This window comes from Arenimonas sp., assembly GCF_036275555.1.
Taxonomy (GTDB): domain Bacteria; phylum Pseudomonadota; class Gammaproteobacteria; order Xanthomonadales; family Xanthomonadaceae; genus Arenimonas.
The window spans coordinates 115,560-134,563 of the sequence record NZ_DASUDO010000031.1 but is presented as its reverse complement, the minus strand read 5'-3'; the positions used below and the strand labels follow the sequence as shown (position 1 = coordinate 134,563).

Genomic DNA, 19,004 nt, shown 5'->3' with positions numbered 1-19,004 from the left:
TTCAGTCCCGATGCCTTTCGCCGGAAAGCATCGGGACTGAAGTCCCTCCCACAGGGGCCGCGGGTTCAATGGCTGGCGCGGTCGCGGCGCCAGCCGCGGTGCTGGATGTCGAGCCAGAGGCTGTAGGCGGCCGTGAAGGTGGGGAAGAGGTTCTGGAGCACGCCGACCGAGTCCTGCTTGGCCGAGAAAAGGAAGTAGCTGAGGGTCATCAGGGCCCCGACCAGGCTCATGTACCAGAACACCCGGGGGATCACCGGCTTGCCGGCCCGGCGGGAGGCGATGAACTGCACCACCCAGCGGCCCCCGAACATCAGGGCGCCGGTGTAGCCCACCAGCTTCCAGGGGGTGACGTGCAGGCCGCTCCAGCCCAGCCACAGGATTTCCTGGTCCATCACGCTCATGCCAGCTCCCGCACGTCGGTGAGGCGGTTGCGCTTGATCAGCCAGGCCACGCCGATCAGGTCGCGGATGCCGACCAGGGCGCGGCCGAGGTTGGTGTACTTGGACTGCCCGGCGCCGCGCGGGCGGTGGTTCACCGGCACGCTGACCGTGCGCCAGCCGGCGCGCTGCATCAGCGCGGGCAGGTAGCGGTGCATGTGGTCGAACCAGGGCAGCTCGAGGAAGGCCTCGCGCTCGAACAGCTTGGTGCCGCAGCCGGTGTCGGGCGTGGCGTCGCGCAGCAGGCGCGAGCGGATGCCGTTGGCCCACTTCGAGGCCCACTTCTTGCTGCCGGTGTCCTGACGGTTCGTGCGCCAGCCGGCGTAAAGCTTGACGTCGGCGGGGCCGGCGTCGCGGGCGGCCAGCAGCTTGGGCAGGTCGGCCGGGTCGTTCTGGCCGTCGCCGTCCAGGGTGGCGATCCAGGGCGCGCGGGCGGCGCGGATGCCGGTGCGCAGGCCGGTGCTCTGGCCGCTCTGGGTGGCGTGGCTGAGGACGCGCAGCTCGGGGTGGCGGGCCTTGGCGGCCTGCAGCACGGCCAGGGTGTCGTCGGTGCTGTGGTCGTCGACCACGATCAGTTCGAAATCGACGTGGCCGCGCAGGGCGGCGATCACTTCGTCCACGAGGCCGGGCAGGTTGCCGGCTTCGTTGAACGCGGGAATGACGACCGAAAGACGGGGTTGGGGCACGGTGGCGACTCTGGGCGCGGGGCCCGCGGGAAAAGTGCCGCCATTATCACCGGACTTACATTAAGTTTCCCTTATGTAAGCCCGGCGCGGACTTACTGGCCGCCGCGCAGGCGCTCGAGGATGCCGTCGAGCGTATCGAGCCCGTGGTAGCTGATCACCAGCTTGCCGCGGCCGCCGCGGCCATGCTGCACGGCCACCTTGGCGCTGAGCTTCTCGGACAGCTCGCGCTCGAGCGCGGCGATGTCGGCGTCGATCTTCTTGCCGTTGGGCTTGGCCGGCTTCTTCGCGGGAATCTGGCCCTTGCCCAGCAGCTGCGCGCGGCGCTCGACCTCGCGCACCGACCAGCCCTCGGCCACGGCTTCCTTCGCCAGCGCCAGCGCGGCCTGCGGGGCCAGGGTGAGCAGGGCGCGGGCGTGGCCCATCTCCAGCTGCTTGGTTTCCAGCAGCTCGCGGATGCCGTCGGGCAGTTCGAGCAGGCGCAGCAGGTTCGACACCGCGGCGCGCGAGCGGCCCACGGCCTCGGCGGCCTGCTGGTGGGTGAGGCTGAACTCGTCGATCAGGCGGCTCAGGGCCTGCGCTTCCTCGAGCGGGTTGAGGTCTTCGCGCTGGATGTTCTCGATCAGCGCCATCGCGATCACGGCGCGGTCGTCGACCTCGCGCAGCACCACCGGCACGTCGGCCAGGCCGGCCTGGGTGGCGGCGCGCCAGCGGCGTTCGCCGGCGATGATCTCGTAGCGCGGCGAACCGTCCTTGCCGGTGCCGATCTCGCGCACCACGATCGGCTGGATCAGGCCCTGGGCCTTGATCGATTCGGCCAGCTCGGTGAGCTTGGCCGGGTCCATGCCGGTACGCGGCTGGTACTTGCCGGGCTGCAGGTGGTTGATCGGCAGGCTGCGCAGGCCCTCGCCGCTGGCCGCCGCGGTTTCGGCCGCGGGGGCCGCGCCCTTGTTGCCCGTGCCCAGCAGGGCCTCCAGGCCGCGGCCGAGGCCGCGCTTCTTGGTGCTCATGCCGACTCCTTCAACAGCTTCTTCTCGCGCCGCACGATCTCGCCGGCCAGCCCCAGGTAGGCGATGCCGCCGCGCGAGGCGCGGTCATAGCCGACGATGCTCTGGCCGTGGCTGGGCGCCTCGGCCAGGCGCACGTTGCGCGGGATGATCGAGCGGAAGACCTTGTCGCCGAAATGCTTGGTGAGCTCGCCCGAGACCGCGTTGGCGAGGTTGTTGCGCACGTCGAACATGGTCCGCACGATGCCTTCGATCTCCAGCGCCGGGTTGAGCTTGGCCTTGAGCGCGTTGATGGTGTCCACCAGCGAGCTCAGGCCCTCGAGCGCGAAGTACTCGCACTGCATCGGCACGATCACGCCGTCGGCCGCGGCCAGGGCGTTGAGGGTGAGCAGGGACAGCGAGGGCGGGCAGTCGACGATGATGTAGTCGTACTGGTCGCGCACGGCGGCCAGCGCGGTCTTGAGCCGCTGCTCGCGGGCCGACTCGTCCATCAGCCGGATCTCGGCGGCGGTCAGGTCGATGTTGCCGGGCAGCAGGTCGTAGTTTTCCGGGGTGGTGACGATGGCGGCGCTGGCCGGGCATTCGCCCAGCAGCACCTCGCAGCTGGAGTTCTCCAGCTCGCGCTTGTCCACGCCCGAGGCCATGGTGGCGTTGCCCTGCGGGTCCATGTCCACCAGCAGCACCTTGCGCGGCACCGCGGCGAGCGCGGCGGCCAGGTTCACGGCGGTGGTGGTCTTGCCCACGCCGCCCTTCTGGTTGGCGATGGCGATGATGCGGCCCATGCAGTCTCCTGGCGCCGGTCGCGGTGACCGGGGGGTTGGTGGCGCGGATCGGGCGTCCGCTGGGCGTCGGCCCGAGCGGGGGATTATGCCGCCTGCGGGGGGTCGCGGGTGATCGTGACCAGGTGCCGGTCGCCTTCGAGGCCGGGAACGGCCAGGGGCTGCACCGACTCGAGCCGCCAGCCGGGCGGCAGCGCGGCCAGTTCGGCCTCGGGGTATTGGCCCTTCATCGCCAGCAGCCGGCCGCCCGGGGACAGCAGGTGGTCGCCGACCGCGAGGATGCCGGCCAGCGTGTCCATCGCGCGGGCGGTGATCTGGTCGTAGGCACCGGGTTCGTCTACGGCCTCGGCGCGCGCATCGAGCACCCGCACGTTGTCCAGGCCGAGCTGGCGCACCGCCTCGCGCAGGAACCGGCACTTCTTGCTGATGCTCTCGACCAGGGTGACCTGCAGGCCCGGCACCGCCAGCGCCAGCGGGATGCCGGGCAGGCCGGGGCCGGTGCCGAGGTCGGCCAGCTTGCCCGGCTGCACGTGCTTCCACATCGACAGCGAATCGAGCAAGTGCTTGGACAGCATCTCGCGCGGGTCGCGGATGGCGGTGAGGTTGTAGGTGCCGTTCCAGCGCTCGAGCAGCGCCAGGTAATCGAGCAGGCGCCCGGCCAGCGGCTGCGGCGGCAGGCCCAGCGCGACCAGGCCCGACTTGAGTTCCGGCAGGAGGTGCGATAGCGGATTCATGGCGCCATTGTCGCCCAAGAAGGCCGAGCCGCGGGACCCTGGCCCCGTTCCTTCGTGGACCCGGTTGCGCCTTGCGCCCATGGCGCTGGCCGCGTTCCCGGCGGTCCTGCGTGTCCAGATCGCAGGTATCCACCGCGATCGAGGAGCACGCGCCATGCCGTCCACGTCCCATTCCCTGCGCGTCTCCCGGGTTGCGAGGCTGCCGCTGGCCGCCGCCATGGCCTGCGCGCTCGCGCTGGCACCGGCCTTCGCCGCCGATGCGCCGCAAGGTGGCCAGCGCGCCGGCACGGCCGCGGCCGAGCTCAAGCCCGCCGAGCGCGGCGAACTCGCCAGGCAGTTCGTGCTCAAGTGGGGTGGTTACGTCCAGCGGATGTACGACGTGCCGGTCGCGGAATGGGCTGGCCGCATGGTGCCCACCTTCATCGCCGCGGACCCGATGAACCTGCGCAACGCCATGGCCCGCGAAACCTTCGAAGGCGCCGTGGCCGAACTCACCGGCACGGGCCACCGCCTGTCCGACGGGGACGTGGTCGACCGCTATGCGATGGCGCCGGCCGACCTTTCCGGCCAGGAGGCCGCGGCCATTGGCACGCAGGCGCTGGGTTCGACCGCCGGGGACCTGGTGTTCACCGCGGTGACCCCCTGCCGCATCGTCGATACCCGCGTTGCCGGCGGCAGGATCAACGCCGACAGCAGCCGGTCGTTCCTCGGGGTGGCCGTCAACGCCGGCGCGAACTTCACCTTCCAGGGCGGCAGCGCCACGAACTGCAACGTCGCCGCGGTCGGCGCCAGTGCGATCGTGCTGAACGTCACCGCCGTGCTTCCCTCGGCCGCGGGATTCGCGACCGTCTACAAATCCGGCGAGACCCGGCCGCTCGCGGCCAGCGTGAACTACGCCCCGGGCGCGATCGTCAACAACTCGGTCGTGGTCGGCGTGCCCAATCCGCTCGGGATCAACGACTTCGTGATCTACACCTTCGCGCAGTCCGACTACGTCGTCGACATCGTCGGGTATTTCTCGCCGCCGCAGGCCACCGACCTGCAGTGCACGGAAACCCCCATCAGCACGTTCAACATCTCTGCCGGCGCCGCCACCTTCATCAATAATCCGGTGTGCCCGGACGGCTACAGCGAAGTCATGCCCTACTGCTACACGAACGCGTCGGGCGTTTACAGCCGGGGCAGCGGCGTCAACAGCAACACCTCGGGCCTGGCGACATTCTGCGCCTGGCAGAACACGACCGCGGCCACCCAGCAGGTGTTCGGCGGCAGCATCTGCTGCCGCGTGCCGGGTCGCTGAGGCGGCCTCAGGCCGCGTGCAGGGCCGCGCGGATCACGCGCAGGCCCAGGCCGCCGATACGGCGGTTGATCTCGGCCTTGAACTGCTCGACGGCAGGCGTGGGCAAGGTGGCCAGCACGTCGCGGGCCTGGTCACTGACCAGGGCGTCCACGCGGTCGAGATCGGCGCCAGCCCGGGCCGGGTCCAGGATCTGGTAGTACAGCTCGGCGTGCGCGCCTTCTTCGGCGGGGATGTCGAGGTGGTGGCCGATCAGGCAGACCGGCTGGCCCAGCTGGTCCAGGCCCGGCACCGTCCAGCGCCAGCCCGCCCCCAGCGCCCGCACGAAGCGCCCGAAGCGATGCACCGTGACCACGCAGTTGTCGGGCACCCGCCGGAAGCCGGTGAGCCAGGCCAGGGAGGCCAGGGGCAGGGGGAGCGGCAGCAGCGGGCTCATGATTGCCAACGGGATCGGGGGGTTAGGGAGTGTTGCTCAAGCATAACCTTCGAAACGTGACTGGTTTCACAATACGGCCAGGGCGGGGTTGCCGGCGGCCCACCCACGTGGGCCGCCGGGCGCATCCCTTATCCTTCCCGCCACCTCCCCTTCCCCGCGACCGGTGCCCGGTTTGCTCGACACGATCTTCGTCCACGCCGGCCTGCCCAAGACGGGCACCAGCGCGATCCAGGAAGGCCTGCGCAGCTTGTCGCAGGCCGGCTTGCTGGCGCGCGTGGCCTACCCGTGCCCGGATCCCGCGGCAGGCGCTGGCAACGGCACGGCGCTGGCGCGGGAGCTGATCTTCACCAACCCGGCGCCGACGCCCACCGGGCGCCTGCAGGCCCTCGTTGGCGAGCTGGTGGATGCGAACGTCGGCCGGGCGCCGAGTCTGCTGATTTCCAGCGAAGACCTCTGCTACGCCGACGTGGAGAAGTTCTCGCGGCTGCGCGAGGTGCTGCTCGTGCAGGCCCGGTCGGTGAAGCTGCTGGTCGCGGTGCGGCCGTTCAAACCGTGGAGCTACTCGGTCTACCTGCAGCTGGTGAAGGCGCACGCGCTGGCCGCGGACTTCGACGCCGATTGGCTTCGGGGACACGCGCGCGATTTCCTCTGGTACTTCCGCAACCTCGACCGGTTCGGCGTCGACACCACCGTTTTCCGCTACCGGCACGCCGACCTGCTGCGCCACTTCCTCGGCCTCGTCGGCGAGGACGAGGCGCTGGCCGCGCAGGTGCCCGACACCGTTGCCAACCGCAGCCTCGCCGTCGAGGAGCTCGGCGTGCTGCGCGCGATCAATGCCGTGTTCGCCGACGAGACCCTGGGTCGCGCGGTCAGCGAGGCCTTCGCGCGGGAGTGGCCGGCGCGCCGCGGCGCCCGGTTCCCGGCCGACCGCGCGGAGGCGTTCGCGCGTTTCGCCGCCGATTTCGCGCGCCAGCTCGATGCCCTGCCGGGGCCGGTGATGGACGAAGTGAAGGCGATCCTTTTCGCGCCGGACGACGCGGCGCCTGCGGCGGCGGCCGCGCAGGCCGCGCCGGAGCGGTTCGGCGCGCCCGAAGTGGAGGTCGCGCTGCGCGCGCTGCGCGACCACGTCCGCGCCTGCACCGAGGACGCCGCGCTGCAACGCGGGCTGCTGGCGCACGCCGCCGGCCTCGCGCGCACCGCCGGCGCCTTCGATCCGATCCATTACTTGCTGATGCACCCGGACGTGCTGCGCGCCGGCACCGATCCGCGCCAGCACTTCGACCAGCACGGTCGCGCCGAGGGTCGGGCCGCGGCCTTCGTCCCGCCGGGCGCGGCCCTCAGCGATCCGCCTTGAACAGGCACACGCCGAGCCGCTGGCTCTTCGCGCGGTACATCGCGGCATCCGCCGCCCGCAGGTAGTCGTCGGTGGTCGAAAGGCCGGGCTGGCTGACGACCACGCCGATGCTGGCGCCGACGTCCACCGTGCGTCCGTCGAGCTGGTAGGGCGCCGACAGCGCCGCGGCGATCTGCCCGACGCGGGCGGTGGCCGTCGGCTCGTCCACCGATTCGAGCAGCACGTTGAACTCGTCGCCGCTCATGCGCGCCACCAGGTCGGCGGGGCGCACGCTGGCCTCCAGCCGCCGCGCCACCTGCTGCAGCAGCTGGTCGCCGGCGTGGTGGCCGAAGGTGTCGTTGACCGCCTTGAACCGGTCGAGGTCGAGCAGCAGCACCGCGAACGTCGTCGCATCGCCCTGGCGCTCCAGCCGGTCCTCGCGGGACGCCGCGCCCTGCTGCACCGCGATGGCGTGCTCCAGGCGGTCGCGGAACAGCGGCCGCCCCGGCAGGTTGGTCAGGAAATCGTAGGAGCTGCCGCGTTCGGCCAGGTCGCTCAGCGAACCGGCCATCCGCACCGGCACGCCCTGCTCGAACCTTGCGACGCCGCGCCAGTTGACCCACACCAGTCGCCCGGACGCATGCAGCGCACGGAAGTCGACCGAGAAGTTCGGGCTGTCGCCCTGCAGGTGCCGTCGGAACGCCGCCTTGACCCGCTCGCGGTCGTCCGGGTCGACCCGCGGTTCGAGGAAGCCCCAGCCGCCGTCGTGGTGGTGCTCGCCGCCGTCCAGGCCGAGGATGTCGTGGAAGCGCCGGGACGCATGGAACTCGTCGGTGCGCAGGTTCCAGTCCCAGATGCCGTCGTTGGAGCCGCGGGTGGCCAGCGCGTAGCGCGCGTCGGATTGCACCAGTTCGAGCTCGGTCTGCTTCTGCTGGCTGATGTCGATCATCAGGCCGATCATGCGGTTCGGTCGGCCCGGTTCGACGATGGCGCGGCACAGGTCGCGCACCCAGACGACCTTGCCGCTCTTGGCGATCAGCCGGTAGTTCATCTCGTACGCATAGCTGTGGGTGGCGTTGTAGGCCGCCTCATCGATCGCGTGTGCCGCCTCGAAATCCTCCGGGTGCACGTGCGCGCGCCAGAACCCCGGGTCGGCACGCCACTCTTCCACCGTGTAGCCGAACAGCCGCTCCACCTGCGGGCTGAGGAAGGTGTTGCCCACACCGCGCTCGGCTTCCCAGACCACGCCGTCGATGGTCTCGAGCAGGCGCAGGAAGCGCTGCCGCACTTCCACCAGCACCTGTTCGGTGACCTCGGTGATCTCGATCAGCAGGCCTTGCCGGCTGAGCACGCGCTCCTGTGCATCCACGTCGGCCTGCAGCTGCAGGCGCACCCAGCGGTACTCGCCGCCGGCGAACCGCAGGCGGAACACCGGCATGCCCGAGCGCAGCGTGCCCCGGTCGTCGGGATGCACGAAATCGAGCAGGGACTGGCCGAGCGATCCCTCCACCGGGTGCCCGGTGACGGATTGCCAGGCCCGGTTCAAGAACGTGATGGCCCACTGGGCATCGGTTTGCAGGACGACGTCGGGGAGCCGCTGCAGCAGGTGGTCGGGCGGCGTGGCGTGGGCGGGCATGCGGCCAGTATAGATAGGCGGATGCCGCAAACCGCGGCCCGCGTCGCAAGCCGGATTTGCCAAGGGCGGGGCGGCGCGTAACCATTCGCCGGCCCCCTTGCCGAGAACCCCCATGCCTACCGTCCTGGTCACCGGCGCCACCGGCTTCCTTGGCCAGCACCTGCTGCGCGAGCTGGTCGCCGATGGCGCTAAGGCGCGCGGGCTGTCGCGCAGCGCCGGCGGCGATGCCGCGGTGGCCGCGACCGGCGCCACGCCGGTGCGCGGCGAGCTGGCCGATGCCGCATCGCTGGCCGCCGCGATGGAGGGCGTCTCCGCGGTCTTCCACGCCGCCGCCGACACCAACAATTGGGGTCCCGGCGATGCCGCGCAGACCGAGACCAACGTCGGCGGCACCGCGCGCCTGCTCGCGGCCGCGCGCGCGGCGGGCGTCACCACGGTCGTGCACACCTCCAGCGTGTCGGCCTACTCGCACCTCGTGCACGAGACCCTGCGCGAGGACGTGATCCAGCGCGGCGCCGAATCCTGGATCAACTACGAGCGCACCAAGTACGCCGCCGAGCGCCTGGTGCGCGAATCGGGCCTGCCTTTCCTGGTGTTCCAGCCCTCGCACATCCTCGGGCCGGGCGACCGCAACAACTGGTCGAACCTGATCCGCCTGGTGGACGCCGGCAAGCTGCCGGGCGCGCCGCCGGGCTCGGGCGCCTTTGCCGACGTGCGCGAGATCGCACGGGCGCAGGTGCGGGCCTGGCGCCAGCCGGCGCGCGACGAAACCTGGCTGGTGGGCGGCGAGCACGCGAGCTTCCAGGCGCTGGTCACCGAAATCGGCCGCCAGCTGGGCAAGCCCGCGCCTTCGAAGCCGATGCCGGCCTGGCTGCTGCGCGGCCTGGCCCGCACGATGGACCTGGGTTCGCGGATCACGCGCAAGCGGCCCGACCTCACGCCCGCCGCGGTGGCCTTCACCTGCCACCACCTGAAGGTGGATTCCGGCAAGGCCGAGCGCGAGCTGGGCTACCGCAGCACCCCATTGCCCGCGCTGCTGGCCGACACCATCGCCTGGCTGCGGGCCGAAGGGATGCTGTCCGGCTAGCCCGCGTCCAGGCCGAAGCGCGCGAGGATGTCGCTGGCCGAGGCCGGCTTGGCGAAGAAGTAGCCCTGGCCCAGGCTCAGGCCCAACAGGCGCAGCTGGTAGCGCTGCTGCTCGGTCTCGATGCCTTCGGCGATCACTTCCAGCCCCAGCGAATCGGCCAGCAGGCGGATGGCGCGCACGATCGCGGTGCTGCCGCCGCTCTCGCCGCTGCGCAGCTCGGCCACGAAGCTGCGGTCGATCTTCAGCCCGTGCAGCGGGAAGCGGTGCAGGTAGCTGAGCGAGGAATAGCCGGTGCCGAAGTCATCGAGCAGCGTGAGCACGCCGGCTTCGCGCAGGCGGCCCAGGCAGGCGTTCACTTCCTCGGGCTGCTCGAGCAGCGCACCCTCGGTGACTTCCAGCCGCAGGCGGCCCGGCTTCACCCCGTGGCGCGACATCAGCTCCAGCAGGCGCTGGTCGAAGTCGGGCGCGCGCAGGTGGCGCGGCGAGACGTTGAGCGTGGTGTAGGCGTTGCGCGCGGACAGGCGCTTGGTGTCGCGGCAGACCAGGTCGTAGATCTGCCAGTCCATGTATTCCAGGCTGCCCGTTTCCTCGGCGATGGCGATGAACTCGCCGGGCGCGCTCAGGCCGCGCGCCGGGTGGTGCCAGCGCATCAGCGCCTCGAAGCCGACCAGGCCGCCGTCGGCCAGGTTCATGATCGGCTGGTAATAGGGCTCGAACTCCTGGCGCTGCAGCGCGCGGCGCAGGTCGCCCTCGAGCTCGAGCAGCTTGAGCGCCGCCTCGTGCAGGTGTTCGTCAAAGATGGCGTAGCGCTGGCGGCCCGTGGCCTTGGCGCGGTACATCGCCACGTCGGCGTCGCGCAGCAGCTCTTCCGGGCGGCGGTAGCGGCCGTCCACCAGCGCGATGCCGATGCTGGCCGAGGTGTAGAGCTCCTTGCCGGCGATGCGCATTGGCTCGGCCAGCGCCGCGATCACGCGCTCGGCCACCGCCACCGCATCCTCGGCGGTGTGGATGAAGTCGAGCACGATCGCGAACTCGTCGCCGCCCAGGCGCGCCACCATGTCGGGGTCGCGCACGCAGCCGCCGATGCGGCGCGCGGCCTCCTTCAGCAGCTCGTCGCCGACCAGGTGGCCGACCGAATCGTTGACCACCTTGAAGCGGTCGAGGTCGAGGAACAGCACCGCGAACAGCTGGCGCGCATCGGCCCGGTAACGCGACAGCGCCTGGCCCATGCGGCCCAGCAGGTGGCTGCGGTTGGGCAGGCCGGTGAGCGTGTCGTGCAGGGCCTCGTGCTTGAGCTTGAGCTCCATGCGCTCGCGCACCGAGATCTGGTCGAGCAGCTCGCGGTTGGCGTCGGCCAGCTCGCTGGTGCGCGAGGCCACGCGCTGCTCCAGTTCGGCGTACGCCAGGCGCAGGGATTCGTTCGCGCGCCGGCGGTCGAGCGCCTGCGCGATGTGGAAGGACACGAAGCTCAGCAGCTCCTGGTCGCGCCGGGTGTACAGGTAATCGGGCGTGTAGCTCTGCACCGCGATCACGCCGGCGGCCTTGCCGTCCAGGTGCAGCGGCACGCCCAGCCAGCACACCGAGGGCGTGCCGAAGGACATCACTTCGCCCCGGGCCACCAGCTCGCGCACCTGGTGGCGGTCGGCCAGCAGCGGCGCGCCCGTGTTCAGCACGTACTCGGTGAGGCCGCGGGCCAGGCGCCGGCGCGGGCGCTTCTGGTCGCGTTCGTCCACCGAGTAGGGGAAGTCAAGCTCCTGGCGGTCGTCGGTGAGCAGGGCGATGAAGAAGTTGCGGGCATCGAGCAGGTCGCTGACGATGCCGTGCACCTCGGCATAGAACACCTCGATGCTCTCGCTGCGCCCGGCCTGCTCGGCGATGCGGAACAGCGCGGCCTGCAGCTTCTCGCTGCGCTCGCGCTCGGTGACCTGCTCGCGCAGCTCGCGGGTGCGCTCGTCGACGCGGCGCTCGAGCTCCTCCTGCGCCTCGCGCCGGGCCAGGGCGGTGAGGATGTGCTGGGCGACGTAGCCCAGCAGCGCGCGGTCGTCCTCGGTGTAGCGCGAGTCGGGGTCGTAGCTCTGCACCACCACCGCGCCGCGCACCACGCCTTCGTCCACCATCGGTACGCCCAGCCAGTCCTCGCTGTCCGGGCCCAGGGTCTCGTCGCGGGACACGGCGAGCTCGCGCCGCACCTCGTCGGACGGGCCCATCACCGGCTTGCCGCGGCGGATCAGGGCCAGGGTCAGGCTGTTGGCCATCTTTTCCGCCGTGAACTCCTCCTTCGGGTCCGGGCAGACCGGGTCGAGGCTGTCGGCGAAGTAGATGAAGCGCATCGACTCGGTCTCGGGCGAGTACCGGACGATGTAGAAGTTCTCGGCGTACATCAGCCGCCCGACGATCTCGTGCAGGCCGCGCAGCACGGTGGCGGTGTCCTCGTCCGAGCTGGCCAGGTCGGAAATGGCGAACAGGGCGCGCTGCAGCCGCTCGGCCTTGCCCAGGCGCTCGACGTCCACCCGCAGGCGCTGGACCTCGGCGGCCAGGGCGGCGGTGTCGTCGCTGCGCGTCGCCGCCGGGTTGGCGGCGGGGGCGAAGTTGGGCGCTAGGGGCGTGTGCGGCATCCGGGTTCCACCCCCTCCCCGGGGGACTGGCCCGAGTGTATCAGCCGATCTTCACGCCGCCCCCAAGGACCGCCGCCGTGTCCCCGCAGGCCTGCAGGCGGCCGCCGGCGATCACCGCGGTCCGTTCGGCCAGGGCGCGCGCCGCGCTGAAATCGTGGGTGATGAACAGCAGGGCCAGGCCGCGCTCGCGCTTGAGCCGGCCCAGCAGGGCCAGCACCCCGGCGCGATGGTGGGCGTCGAGGGCCGACACGGCCTCGTCGCAGACCAGCAGGTCCGGGTCGGTGGCCAGGGCCCGGGCAATGGCGACGCGCTGGCGCTGGCCGCCCGACAGCTGGTGCGGCCAGCGGTCCGCCAGGGCCGGGTCCAGGCCGACGGCCGCCAGCAGTGCGGCGACGCGGGCGGGGTGCCCGGTGCGTTCGCCCAGGCCGTGGATGCGCAGCGGTTCGGCCACGATGTCGCCGAGGCGCATGCGCGGGTCGAGCGAGGCATACGGGTCCTGGAACACGACGCCAATGCGCCGGCGCAGGGCGCGCAGTCGGCCGCGGCCGGCCTGCAGCAGGTCCTCGCCATCGAGCAGGATGCGGCCGCGGGTGCCGCCGCGCATCAGCCGCAGCAGCGCGCGGCCGAGGGTGCTCTTGCCGCTGCCGCTCTCGCCGACCAGGGCCAGGCACTCGCCGCGGTGCAGCGACAGGCTGGCCTCGACCAGGGACGGGGCCGGGGCGCGCGGGTAGTGCACGGTCAGTGCGTCCACCTCGAGCAGGCGCGCGCCCGGCGGCGAGGGTTCCGGCGCGGGCAGGCGGTCGGCGGCCAGCAGTTCGCGGGTGTAGGCCTGCGTGGGGTTCGCGAACACCTGCGCGGCATCGCCGGCCTCCACGCATTCCCCGCGGCGCAGGATGGCGACGCGCTGGGCATGGGCCGCCACCAGCGGCAGGTCATGGCTGACCAGCAGCACGGCGAGTCCCAGCTCGCGCCGCAGGCCGTCGATCAGGTCCAGCGATTCCTTCGCCAGGCGCGGGTCGAGGGCCGAAGTGGGTTCATCGGCCAGCAGCAGCTTCGGCTGGCCGGCCAGGGCCAGGGCCAGCAGCACGCGCTGGCGCTGGCCGCCGGAAAGCTGGTGCGGGTAGCGATCGAACAGGTCGCCCGGGGTTGGCAGCTGCAGGCGTTCGAACAGGGCGAGCGCTTCGCGCCGCGCCGCCGGGCCGTCGAGGCCACGCAGCACGCGCAGGCTTTCCACCAGCGGCGCGCCGACGCGCCGCAGCGGATGCAGGCTGGCCTGCGGGTCCTGCGGCATCCAGGCGATCGCGCGGCCGCGCAGCGCGGCGTGGTCGCGGCCGCCCAGCGCGATGGCCTGGCCTTGCCAATGCAGCATGCCGCGCGCCGCGAGCCCCGGCGGCAGCAGGCCCAGCAGCGCCATCACCGTGAGACTCTTGCCGCTGCCGCTTTCGCCGACCAGGCCGAGGCACTCGCCCTCGGTTAGCTCCAGATCCAGCGGGCCGAGCAGGCGGCGCGCGCCGGTCGACACCTCGAGGCCGCGCAGTGAGAGCAGCGCGCTCATGCCGCGTCCCCGGGATCGCGCGGCGACCAGGTCGTGCTCATGCCGACGCCCCGCGCACATCCAGCCAGTCGCGCAGCCCGTCCCCGAGGAACTGGAAGCTGGCCAGCGTGGCCACCAGGAAGCCGGCCGGGAACAGCAGCGACCACGGCGCGGTGTCGAGCTCCTGGCTGCCTTCGTGCAGCAGGCTGCCCCAGCTGGCCGCGGGCTCATCCACGCCCAGGCCGAGGAAGCCGAGGAAACTCTCGACCAGGATCGCCTGCGGCAGGATCAGGCCCAGGTACACCAGCGCCAGCGGCATCAGATTGGGCAGCAGGTGCCAGCGCAGCACCTGGTCGAAGCGCGCGCCGGCCGCGCGCGCCGCGAGCACGAAAGGCGCTTCGCGCAGGCGCGCGGCCTCGGCCCGCACCACGCGGGCGAGGTCGATCCAGACGTAACCGCCGATCGCCGCCAGCAGCAACCACAGCGAGCGCCCGAACAGCGCCAGCAGCAGGATTACGATCAGCAGGAAGGGCAGGGCCGACAGCAGGTCCAGCACGCGCACCATCGCGCGCTCGACCCGGCCGCCGGCGTAACCGGCGATGGCGCCGTAGGCCAGGCCGATCGCCAGCGCCATCACCGTCGCCAGCGCGCCCACGGTCAGCGACAGCCGGCCGCCGGCCAGCGTGCGCGCCAGGATGTCGCGGCCGATCGCATCGGTGCCGAACCAGTGGCCGCTCGCCAGCGAGGGCGGCGACGACAGCGCGTTCCAGTCGGGCTGGTGCGGGTCGTGGCCGGGCAGCAGCAGGGCGAGCCAGCAAGCCATCGCCAGCAGCCCGAGCACCCAGAGGCAGGCGCGGACTTGCCGCGGCGCGCGGGCGCGCGCGGGCCCGGCCGCCATCACCGGCATCGCCCGCCCGCGGCTGTGTGCGATGCCGCACGGAGCCTGCGGCCCACCGCGCCCATGCTGCCGTGACGCCGGTGCGACCCACGCTCCGGCGGTCCCCCCCTGAAACCGGAGTCCCCCATGAGCATCGGCACGATCCTCCTCGTCATCCTCATCCTTCTGCTGATCGGCGTGCTGCCCAGTTGGTCCCACAGCAAGAACTGGGGCTACGGTCCCACCGGCGGCCTGGGCCTGGTGGTCATCATCATCGTCGTCCTGCTGCTGATGGGCAAAATATAGCCATCCCCGCCTTCGCCTGGCGATGACATCGCCTTCATGCCGCCATGATCCCGCCCCCGTAGGCTCGGGACGGGGAGCAATGCGAAGTGGCGACTTGCCGCGTCGGTGTGTTCCCCGACCCGCTGCAGGCGCCCGCCGGGCGCGGCGCCGGCCCCCGCCGTCGCCGCCCGATTCCACCTGGCGTTCCGTCCTGCCTTCCTTCGCCTGTTCTGGAGCCCACCATGAAGATGCCCATCCTCCGGCCCGCCGCGCTTGGCGTCGCGCTGGCCTGCTCGTTTGCCCTGCCCGCCGTCGCCGCCGATGACGCCCCCGCCCCCGGCAGCAAGACCGCCATCGACCGCGAAACCGGTCGCTTGCGCGCCACCACCGCCGCCGAGGACCGCGAGCTCGAGCGCGACGCCGCCCGCCTCGCCGTCGAAGCGCGCGGCAAGACGGCGCCCGGCGTGGCCGCCCTCGTTCGCCCCGCGACGGAAAGCGAAGCCCTGCAGACCCAGGTCCGCCACGCCGACGGCACCGTGTCCATGCAGGTGCCCGAAAGCCTCGACAGCCAGCTGGTGGTGACCCGCGATGCCGACGGCCGGCTCGTCGTCACCCATGCCGGCGCGCAGGCGGAGGGCCACGACCATGACTAAGTCCTCGCTCGTCCTCGCCCTGGCGGCCGCGCTGTCCGTGGCGCCCGCATTTGCCGCCGAAATCGTGGTGGTGAACCTGGATGCCGGCACCGGCGCCGGCCTCGACGACCCGTCCCCGCGCGCGCCGCAGGGCGGCAACCCGGGCACCACCCTCGGCGAACAGCGCCAGGTCGCCTACGCCTACGCCGCGAAGATGTGGGGCGCGATCATGCAGTCGGACGTGCCCATCCGGGTCGGCGCCCGCTTCATCCCGCAGGCCTGCACCGCCACCAGCGCGGTGCTCGGCTCGGCCGGCACCACCTCCGTGTTCCGCGACTTCCCGGGCGCCACGCGGCCGGGCACCTGGCACAACGTCGCGCTCACCGAGTCGATCGTCGGCGTCGACCTCAACCCGGGCGCGCTCGACATCAACTCACAGTTCAACAGCCGCATCAGCGGCGACCCGGCCTGCCTGGGCGGCGCCGACTGGTACTACGGCCTCGACGGCCAGACGCCGGCCGGCGCGGTGAACTTCCTCAACGTGGTGATGCACGAGATCGGCCACGGCATCGGGTTCCAAAGCTTCCTCAACGTCACCACCGGCAACCTGTTCGGCTTCGCGGCGCCGTCGCCGGCGAACCCGGCCGGCTCGCCGGGCTTCCCGGACGTGTACCTGGCCAATGCGTTCAACAACATCGTCGGCAAGGCCTTCCCGGACATGACCGCGGCCGAGCGCGCATTCTCGGTGCGCAACGCGGGCGGCACGGTGTGGACCGGCCCGGACGTGTCGGCGGTGGCGCCGGATTACCTCGATGCGCAGTTGGCCATCACCGTGTCCGGTATCGCCGGGCCGCTGCCGGCCGGGCGCTCCTCGCTGGGTCCCGCGGTCACCGGCCCGGAATTCGCGGGCGTGGTGGCGCTGGCCAATGACGGCGTGGACGCCGGGGGCGATGCCTGCACGCCGCTGGTGAACGGGGCCGACATCGCCGGCCGGATCGCGCTGGTGGATCGCGGCGGCTGCACCTTCGACGTCAAGGTGCTCAACGCGCAGGCGGCGGGCGCCACCGGCGTGCTGGTGGCCAACAATGTCGCCGGCGTGATCGAGCCGGGCGGCGTCAACGCGGCGGTGACGGTGCCGGTGCTCGGCATCAGCCTGGACGCCGGCAACCAGATCCGCGCGCTGGCCCCGGGCCCGCAGGTGCTGGCGGTGGCCGACCCGGTGCGCCGGGTGGGCGCCGACGACCTCGGCCGCGTGCGCCTGAACACGCCCGCGGCGCTGGCGCCCGGCTCGACGTTCTCGCACTTCGACACCGCGCTGAGCCCGAACGCGCTGATGGAGCCGTCGATCACCGGCACCCTGCGCGGCGACCTCGACGTGGACCTGACGCCGGCGCTGTTCCGCGACACCGGCTGGCGCACCTCGGCCGGCAACGCCACGCTGGGCACCTGCGACACCGGCGTGCCGGTGGTGGATTCGTCGGGCATCGCGGTGGGCGCCAGCATCGAGGCGCGCTCCCTGGTCTGCTCGGCCTTCGCGGGCAGCAAGGGCGAGTACCAGGACTGCATCACGGCCTATGCCGACAGCCTGGTCGTCGCCGGCCTGATCGAGGGAAGCAGCAAGGGCCGCATCGCCAGCTGCGCCGCGCGCCAGCGCTGAGCCGGACCGGGGCCGGCCTTGCGCCGGCGCCCGGGCAGCACGGAGCGCATACGGGGGCCGGCCTGTCCGGCCCCCGTCTTTTTCCGGCGGGCGGCGTATCATCGGGGCACGCGAACCGCGCTGCCGAACGACCCGCCATGGCCTTCCCGTACACCCGCCCCCGGCGCATGCGCCGCGACGATTTCTCCCGGCGCCTGATGCGCGAACACCGCCTCGCCGCCGACGACCTGATCCTGCCGGTCTTCATCCACGAACTGCAGGGCCGCGCCGCGGTCGCCTCGATGCCCGGCGTCGAGCGCCTGTCCATCGATGAGCTGCTGCGCACGGCCGAGCAGGCCGTGGCGCTGAAGATCCCGGCAATCGTGCTGTTCCCGGTCACCGCGCCCGAGGCCAAGTCGCTCGACGCCGCGGCCGCCTGGGACGAGAACGGCCTGGCCCAGCGCGCCATCCGCGCGCTCAAGCAGCGTTTCCCCGGGCTCGGCGTGATCACCGACGTGGCGCTGGATCCGTACACCACGCACGGCCAGGACGGCCTGGTGGACGACAGCGGCTACGTCGTCAACGACGAGACCGTGGAGGCGCTGGTGCTGCAGGCGCTGTCGCACGCCGACGCCGGCGCCGACGTGGTGGCGCCCAGCGACATGATGGATGGCCGCATCGGCGCCATCCGCGAGGCGCTGGAAGAAAACGGCCACCTAAACACCCGCATCCTGGCTTACTCGGCCAAGTACGCTTCGAGCTTCTACGGCCCGTTCCGCGATGCGGTCGGCAGTGCCGGCGCGCTCGGCAAGGGCAACAAGTACACCTACCAGATGGACCCGGCCAATTCCGACGAAGCCCTGCGGGAAGTCGGCCTCGACCTCGAGGAAGGCGCCGACATGGTGATGATCAAGCCGGGCCTGCCCTACCTCGACATCGTGCGGCGGGTGAAGGACCACTACGGCGCGCCCACCTTCGTCTACCAGGTCAGCGGCGAGTACGCGATGCTCAAGGCCGCGGCGCAGAACGGCTGGCTGGACGAGCGCGCCTGCGCGCTGGAGGCGCTGGTGTCGATCAAGCGCGCCGGCGCCGACGGCGTGCTGACTTATTTCGCGCTCGACGCGGCGCGCTGGCTCAAGGAGGAATGACATGACCGCGCATTACGCCGTCTTCGGACATCCCGTCGCGCATTCGCTGTCGCCGCGCATCCACGCCGCGTTCGCGAAGCAGATGGGCATCGCGATGGAGTACGTCGCCATCGACGCCAGCCCCGCCGATTTCTCCAGCGCCGTCAGTGCCTTCGCCACCGTGGGCGGGCGCGGCGCCAACGTCACCCTGCCGCACAAGGAGCGCGCGGCCGCCCTGTGCAGCCAGCTCAGCGCGCGCGCCCGCCGCGCCGGCGCGGTCAACACGCTCAAGCGCGTGGGCCTGCAGTGGCACGGCGACAACACCGACGGCGAAGGCCTGGTGCGTGACCTCACCGGCCGCCACGGCCTCGACCTGCGCGCGCGCCGCGTGCTGCTGCTCGGCGCCGGCGGCGCCGCCCGCGGCGTGGCCCCGGCCCTGCTCGATGCCGGCATCCAGGAGCTGTGGATCGTCAACCGCACGCCGGAGAAAGCCGACGCGCTGGCCGACGCGCTCGGCGAGCCGGACCGCGTGCACACGCGCTACCTCGCCGACCTGCCCAACCTCGGCAACTACGACATGATCGTCAACGCCACGTCGGCCGGCCGCACCGACGCCGAGTTCAAGCTGCCCTTCCGCCTGGCCGAGGCGCGCGCGCTGGCGGTGGACCTGAGCTACGGCGAAGCGGCCATCCCGTTCCTGGCCTGGGCCCAGGCCGCCGGCTGCGAGCCGCGCATCGACGGCCTCGGCATGCTGGTCGAACAGGCCGCCGAAAGCTTCGCGATCTGGCACGGCCAGCGCCCCGAGACCGACGAGGTCTACGCCGACCTCCGCGCCCACGCCGACGCCCTCCACACCGCCGACTGACGAC

At 72.0% G+C, this 19,004-nt stretch carries 18 protein-coding genes; 8 read left to right on the top strand and 10 right to left on the bottom strand.

Annotated features, from left to right (window positions below; translation table 11 throughout):
* Positions 1–65 precede the first annotated feature (65 nt).
* From VFV21_RS08455 to rsmG, 5 genes are all read right to left on the bottom strand, one after another.
* Complete coding sequence (locus VFV21_RS08455) at positions 66–401, bottom strand: lipid-A-disaccharide synthase N-terminal domain-containing protein (protein ID WP_329668989.1); 336 nt, start codon at positions 399–401, stop codon at positions 66–68.
* On the bottom strand, positions 398–1,123 hold the full coding sequence (locus VFV21_RS08450) for a glycosyltransferase family 2 protein (RefSeq protein WP_329668988.1): 726 nt from the start codon (positions 1,121–1,123) through the stop codon (positions 398–400). Before VFV21_RS08450 ends, VFV21_RS08455 begins: the two co-directional genes overlap by 4 nt.
* 92 nt (positions 1,124–1,215) lie before the next feature.
* Positions 1,216–2,130 carry a ParB/RepB/Spo0J family partition protein gene (locus VFV21_RS08445; RefSeq protein WP_329668987.1) on the bottom strand — a complete coding sequence of 305 codons (915 nt, stop codon included), beginning with the start codon at positions 2,128–2,130 and terminating at the stop codon, positions 1,216–1,218.
* On the bottom strand, positions 2,127–2,909 hold the full coding sequence (locus VFV21_RS08440; RefSeq protein WP_329668986.1) for a ParA family protein: 783 nt from the start codon (positions 2,907–2,909) through the stop codon (positions 2,127–2,129). Before VFV21_RS08440 ends, VFV21_RS08445 begins: the two co-directional genes overlap by 4 nt.
* A gap of 83 nt (positions 2,910–2,992) precedes the next feature.
* The gene (gene rsmG / locus VFV21_RS08435; protein ID WP_329668985.1) at positions 2,993–3,640 is read right to left on the bottom strand and encodes a 16S rRNA (guanine(527)-N(7))-methyltransferase RsmG; all 648 of its coding nucleotides are present in this window, start codon (positions 3,638–3,640) and stop codon (positions 2,993–2,995) included.
* 154 nt (positions 3,641–3,794) lie between these two features.
* Here rsmG and VFV21_RS08430 point away from each other — a divergent pair, with 154 nt between their 5' ends.
* On the top strand, positions 3,795–4,940 hold the full coding sequence (locus VFV21_RS08430) for a hypothetical protein (protein ID WP_329668984.1): 1,146 nt from the start codon (positions 3,795–3,797) through the stop codon (positions 4,938–4,940).
* 7 nt (positions 4,941–4,947) lie between these two features.
* Here VFV21_RS08430 and VFV21_RS08425 read toward each other — a convergent pair whose 3' ends face one another.
* Positions 4,948–5,373 carry a hypothetical protein gene (locus VFV21_RS08425; RefSeq protein WP_329668983.1) on the bottom strand — a complete coding sequence of 142 codons (426 nt, stop codon included), beginning with the start codon at positions 5,371–5,373 and terminating at the stop codon, positions 4,948–4,950.
* A gap of 172 nt (positions 5,374–5,545) precedes the next feature.
* Between VFV21_RS08425 and VFV21_RS08420 the strand changes: the two genes are divergently transcribed.
* The gene (locus VFV21_RS08420) at positions 5,546–6,727 is read left to right on the top strand and encodes a hypothetical protein (RefSeq protein ID WP_329668982.1); all 1,182 of its coding nucleotides are present in this window, start codon (positions 5,546–5,548) and stop codon (positions 6,725–6,727) included.
* On the opposite strand, the gene VFV21_RS08415 is transcribed toward VFV21_RS08420, so the two are convergent.
* A complete protein-coding gene (locus VFV21_RS08415) occupies positions 6,711–8,342 on the bottom strand; it encodes a PAS domain-containing protein (protein WP_329668981.1) in 1,632 nt (543 codons plus the stop codon). The two genes, VFV21_RS08420 and VFV21_RS08415, sit on opposite strands and share 17 nt — an antisense overlap.
* A gap of 112 nt (positions 8,343–8,454) precedes the next feature.
* On the opposite strand from VFV21_RS08415, the gene VFV21_RS08410 reads away from it, so the two are divergent.
* Positions 8,455–9,429 (top strand): NAD-dependent epimerase/dehydratase family protein, encoded by a 975-nt coding sequence (locus tag VFV21_RS08410; protein ID WP_329668980.1) that lies wholly within the window; start codon positions 8,455–8,457, stop codon positions 9,427–9,429.
* Here the strand turns inward: VFV21_RS08410 and VFV21_RS08405 are convergent.
* The 3 genes from VFV21_RS08405 to VFV21_RS08395 are packed head-to-tail and all read right to left on the bottom strand — an operon-like array spanning position 9,426 to position 14,476.
* Positions 9,426–12,044, bottom strand: a complete 2,619-nt coding sequence (locus VFV21_RS08405) for a bifunctional diguanylate cyclase/phosphodiesterase (protein ID WP_329668979.1) — start codon at positions 12,042–12,044, stop codon at positions 9,426–9,428. The two genes, VFV21_RS08410 and VFV21_RS08405, sit on opposite strands and share 4 nt — an antisense overlap.
* Positions 12,045–12,084: 40 nt before the next feature.
* Positions 12,085–13,599 (bottom strand): ABC transporter ATP-binding protein, encoded by a 1,515-nt coding sequence (locus VFV21_RS08400; protein ID WP_329668978.1) that lies wholly within the window; start codon positions 13,597–13,599, stop codon positions 12,085–12,087.
* Positions 13,600–13,636: 37 nt separating this feature from the next.
* A complete protein-coding gene (locus VFV21_RS08395; protein WP_329668977.1) occupies positions 13,637–14,476 on the bottom strand; it encodes an ABC transporter permease in 840 nt (279 codons plus the stop codon).
* 132 nt (positions 14,477–14,608) lie between these two features.
* Here VFV21_RS08395 and VFV21_RS08390 point away from each other — a divergent pair, with 132 nt between their 5' ends.
* The 5 genes from VFV21_RS08390 to aroE all read left to right on the top strand — a co-directional run bounded on the left by VFV21_RS08390 (position 14,609) and on the right by aroE (position 19,000).
* Entirely contained in the window at positions 14,609–14,761 is a 153-nt protein-coding gene (locus VFV21_RS08390; RefSeq protein WP_329668992.1) for a DUF3309 family protein, read from the top strand.
* A 221-nt stretch (positions 14,762–14,982) separates the two neighbouring features.
* Positions 14,983–15,393, top strand: a complete 411-nt coding sequence (locus VFV21_RS08385) for a post-PEP-CTERM-1 domain-containing protein (RefSeq protein ID WP_329668976.1) — start codon at positions 14,983–14,985, stop codon at positions 15,391–15,393.
* Positions 15,386–17,029 carry a PA domain-containing protein gene (locus VFV21_RS08380; protein WP_329668975.1) on the top strand — a complete coding sequence of 548 codons (1,644 nt, stop codon included), beginning with the start codon at positions 15,386–15,388 and terminating at the stop codon, positions 17,027–17,029. Before VFV21_RS08385 ends, VFV21_RS08380 begins: the two co-directional genes overlap by 8 nt.
* 137 nt (positions 17,030–17,166) lie before the next feature.
* Positions 17,167–18,156, top strand: coding sequence for a porphobilinogen synthase (gene hemB, locus VFV21_RS08375; protein WP_329668974.1), 990 nt, complete (start codon positions 17,167–17,169; stop codon positions 18,154–18,156).
* A 1-nt stretch (position 18,157) separates the two neighbouring features.
* Positions 18,158–19,000: a shikimate dehydrogenase gene (gene aroE / locus VFV21_RS08370; protein WP_329668973.1), complete on the top strand. Its 843-nt coding sequence runs from the start codon at positions 18,158–18,160 to the stop codon at positions 18,998–19,000.
* Positions 19,001–19,004: the final 4 nt, after the last annotated feature.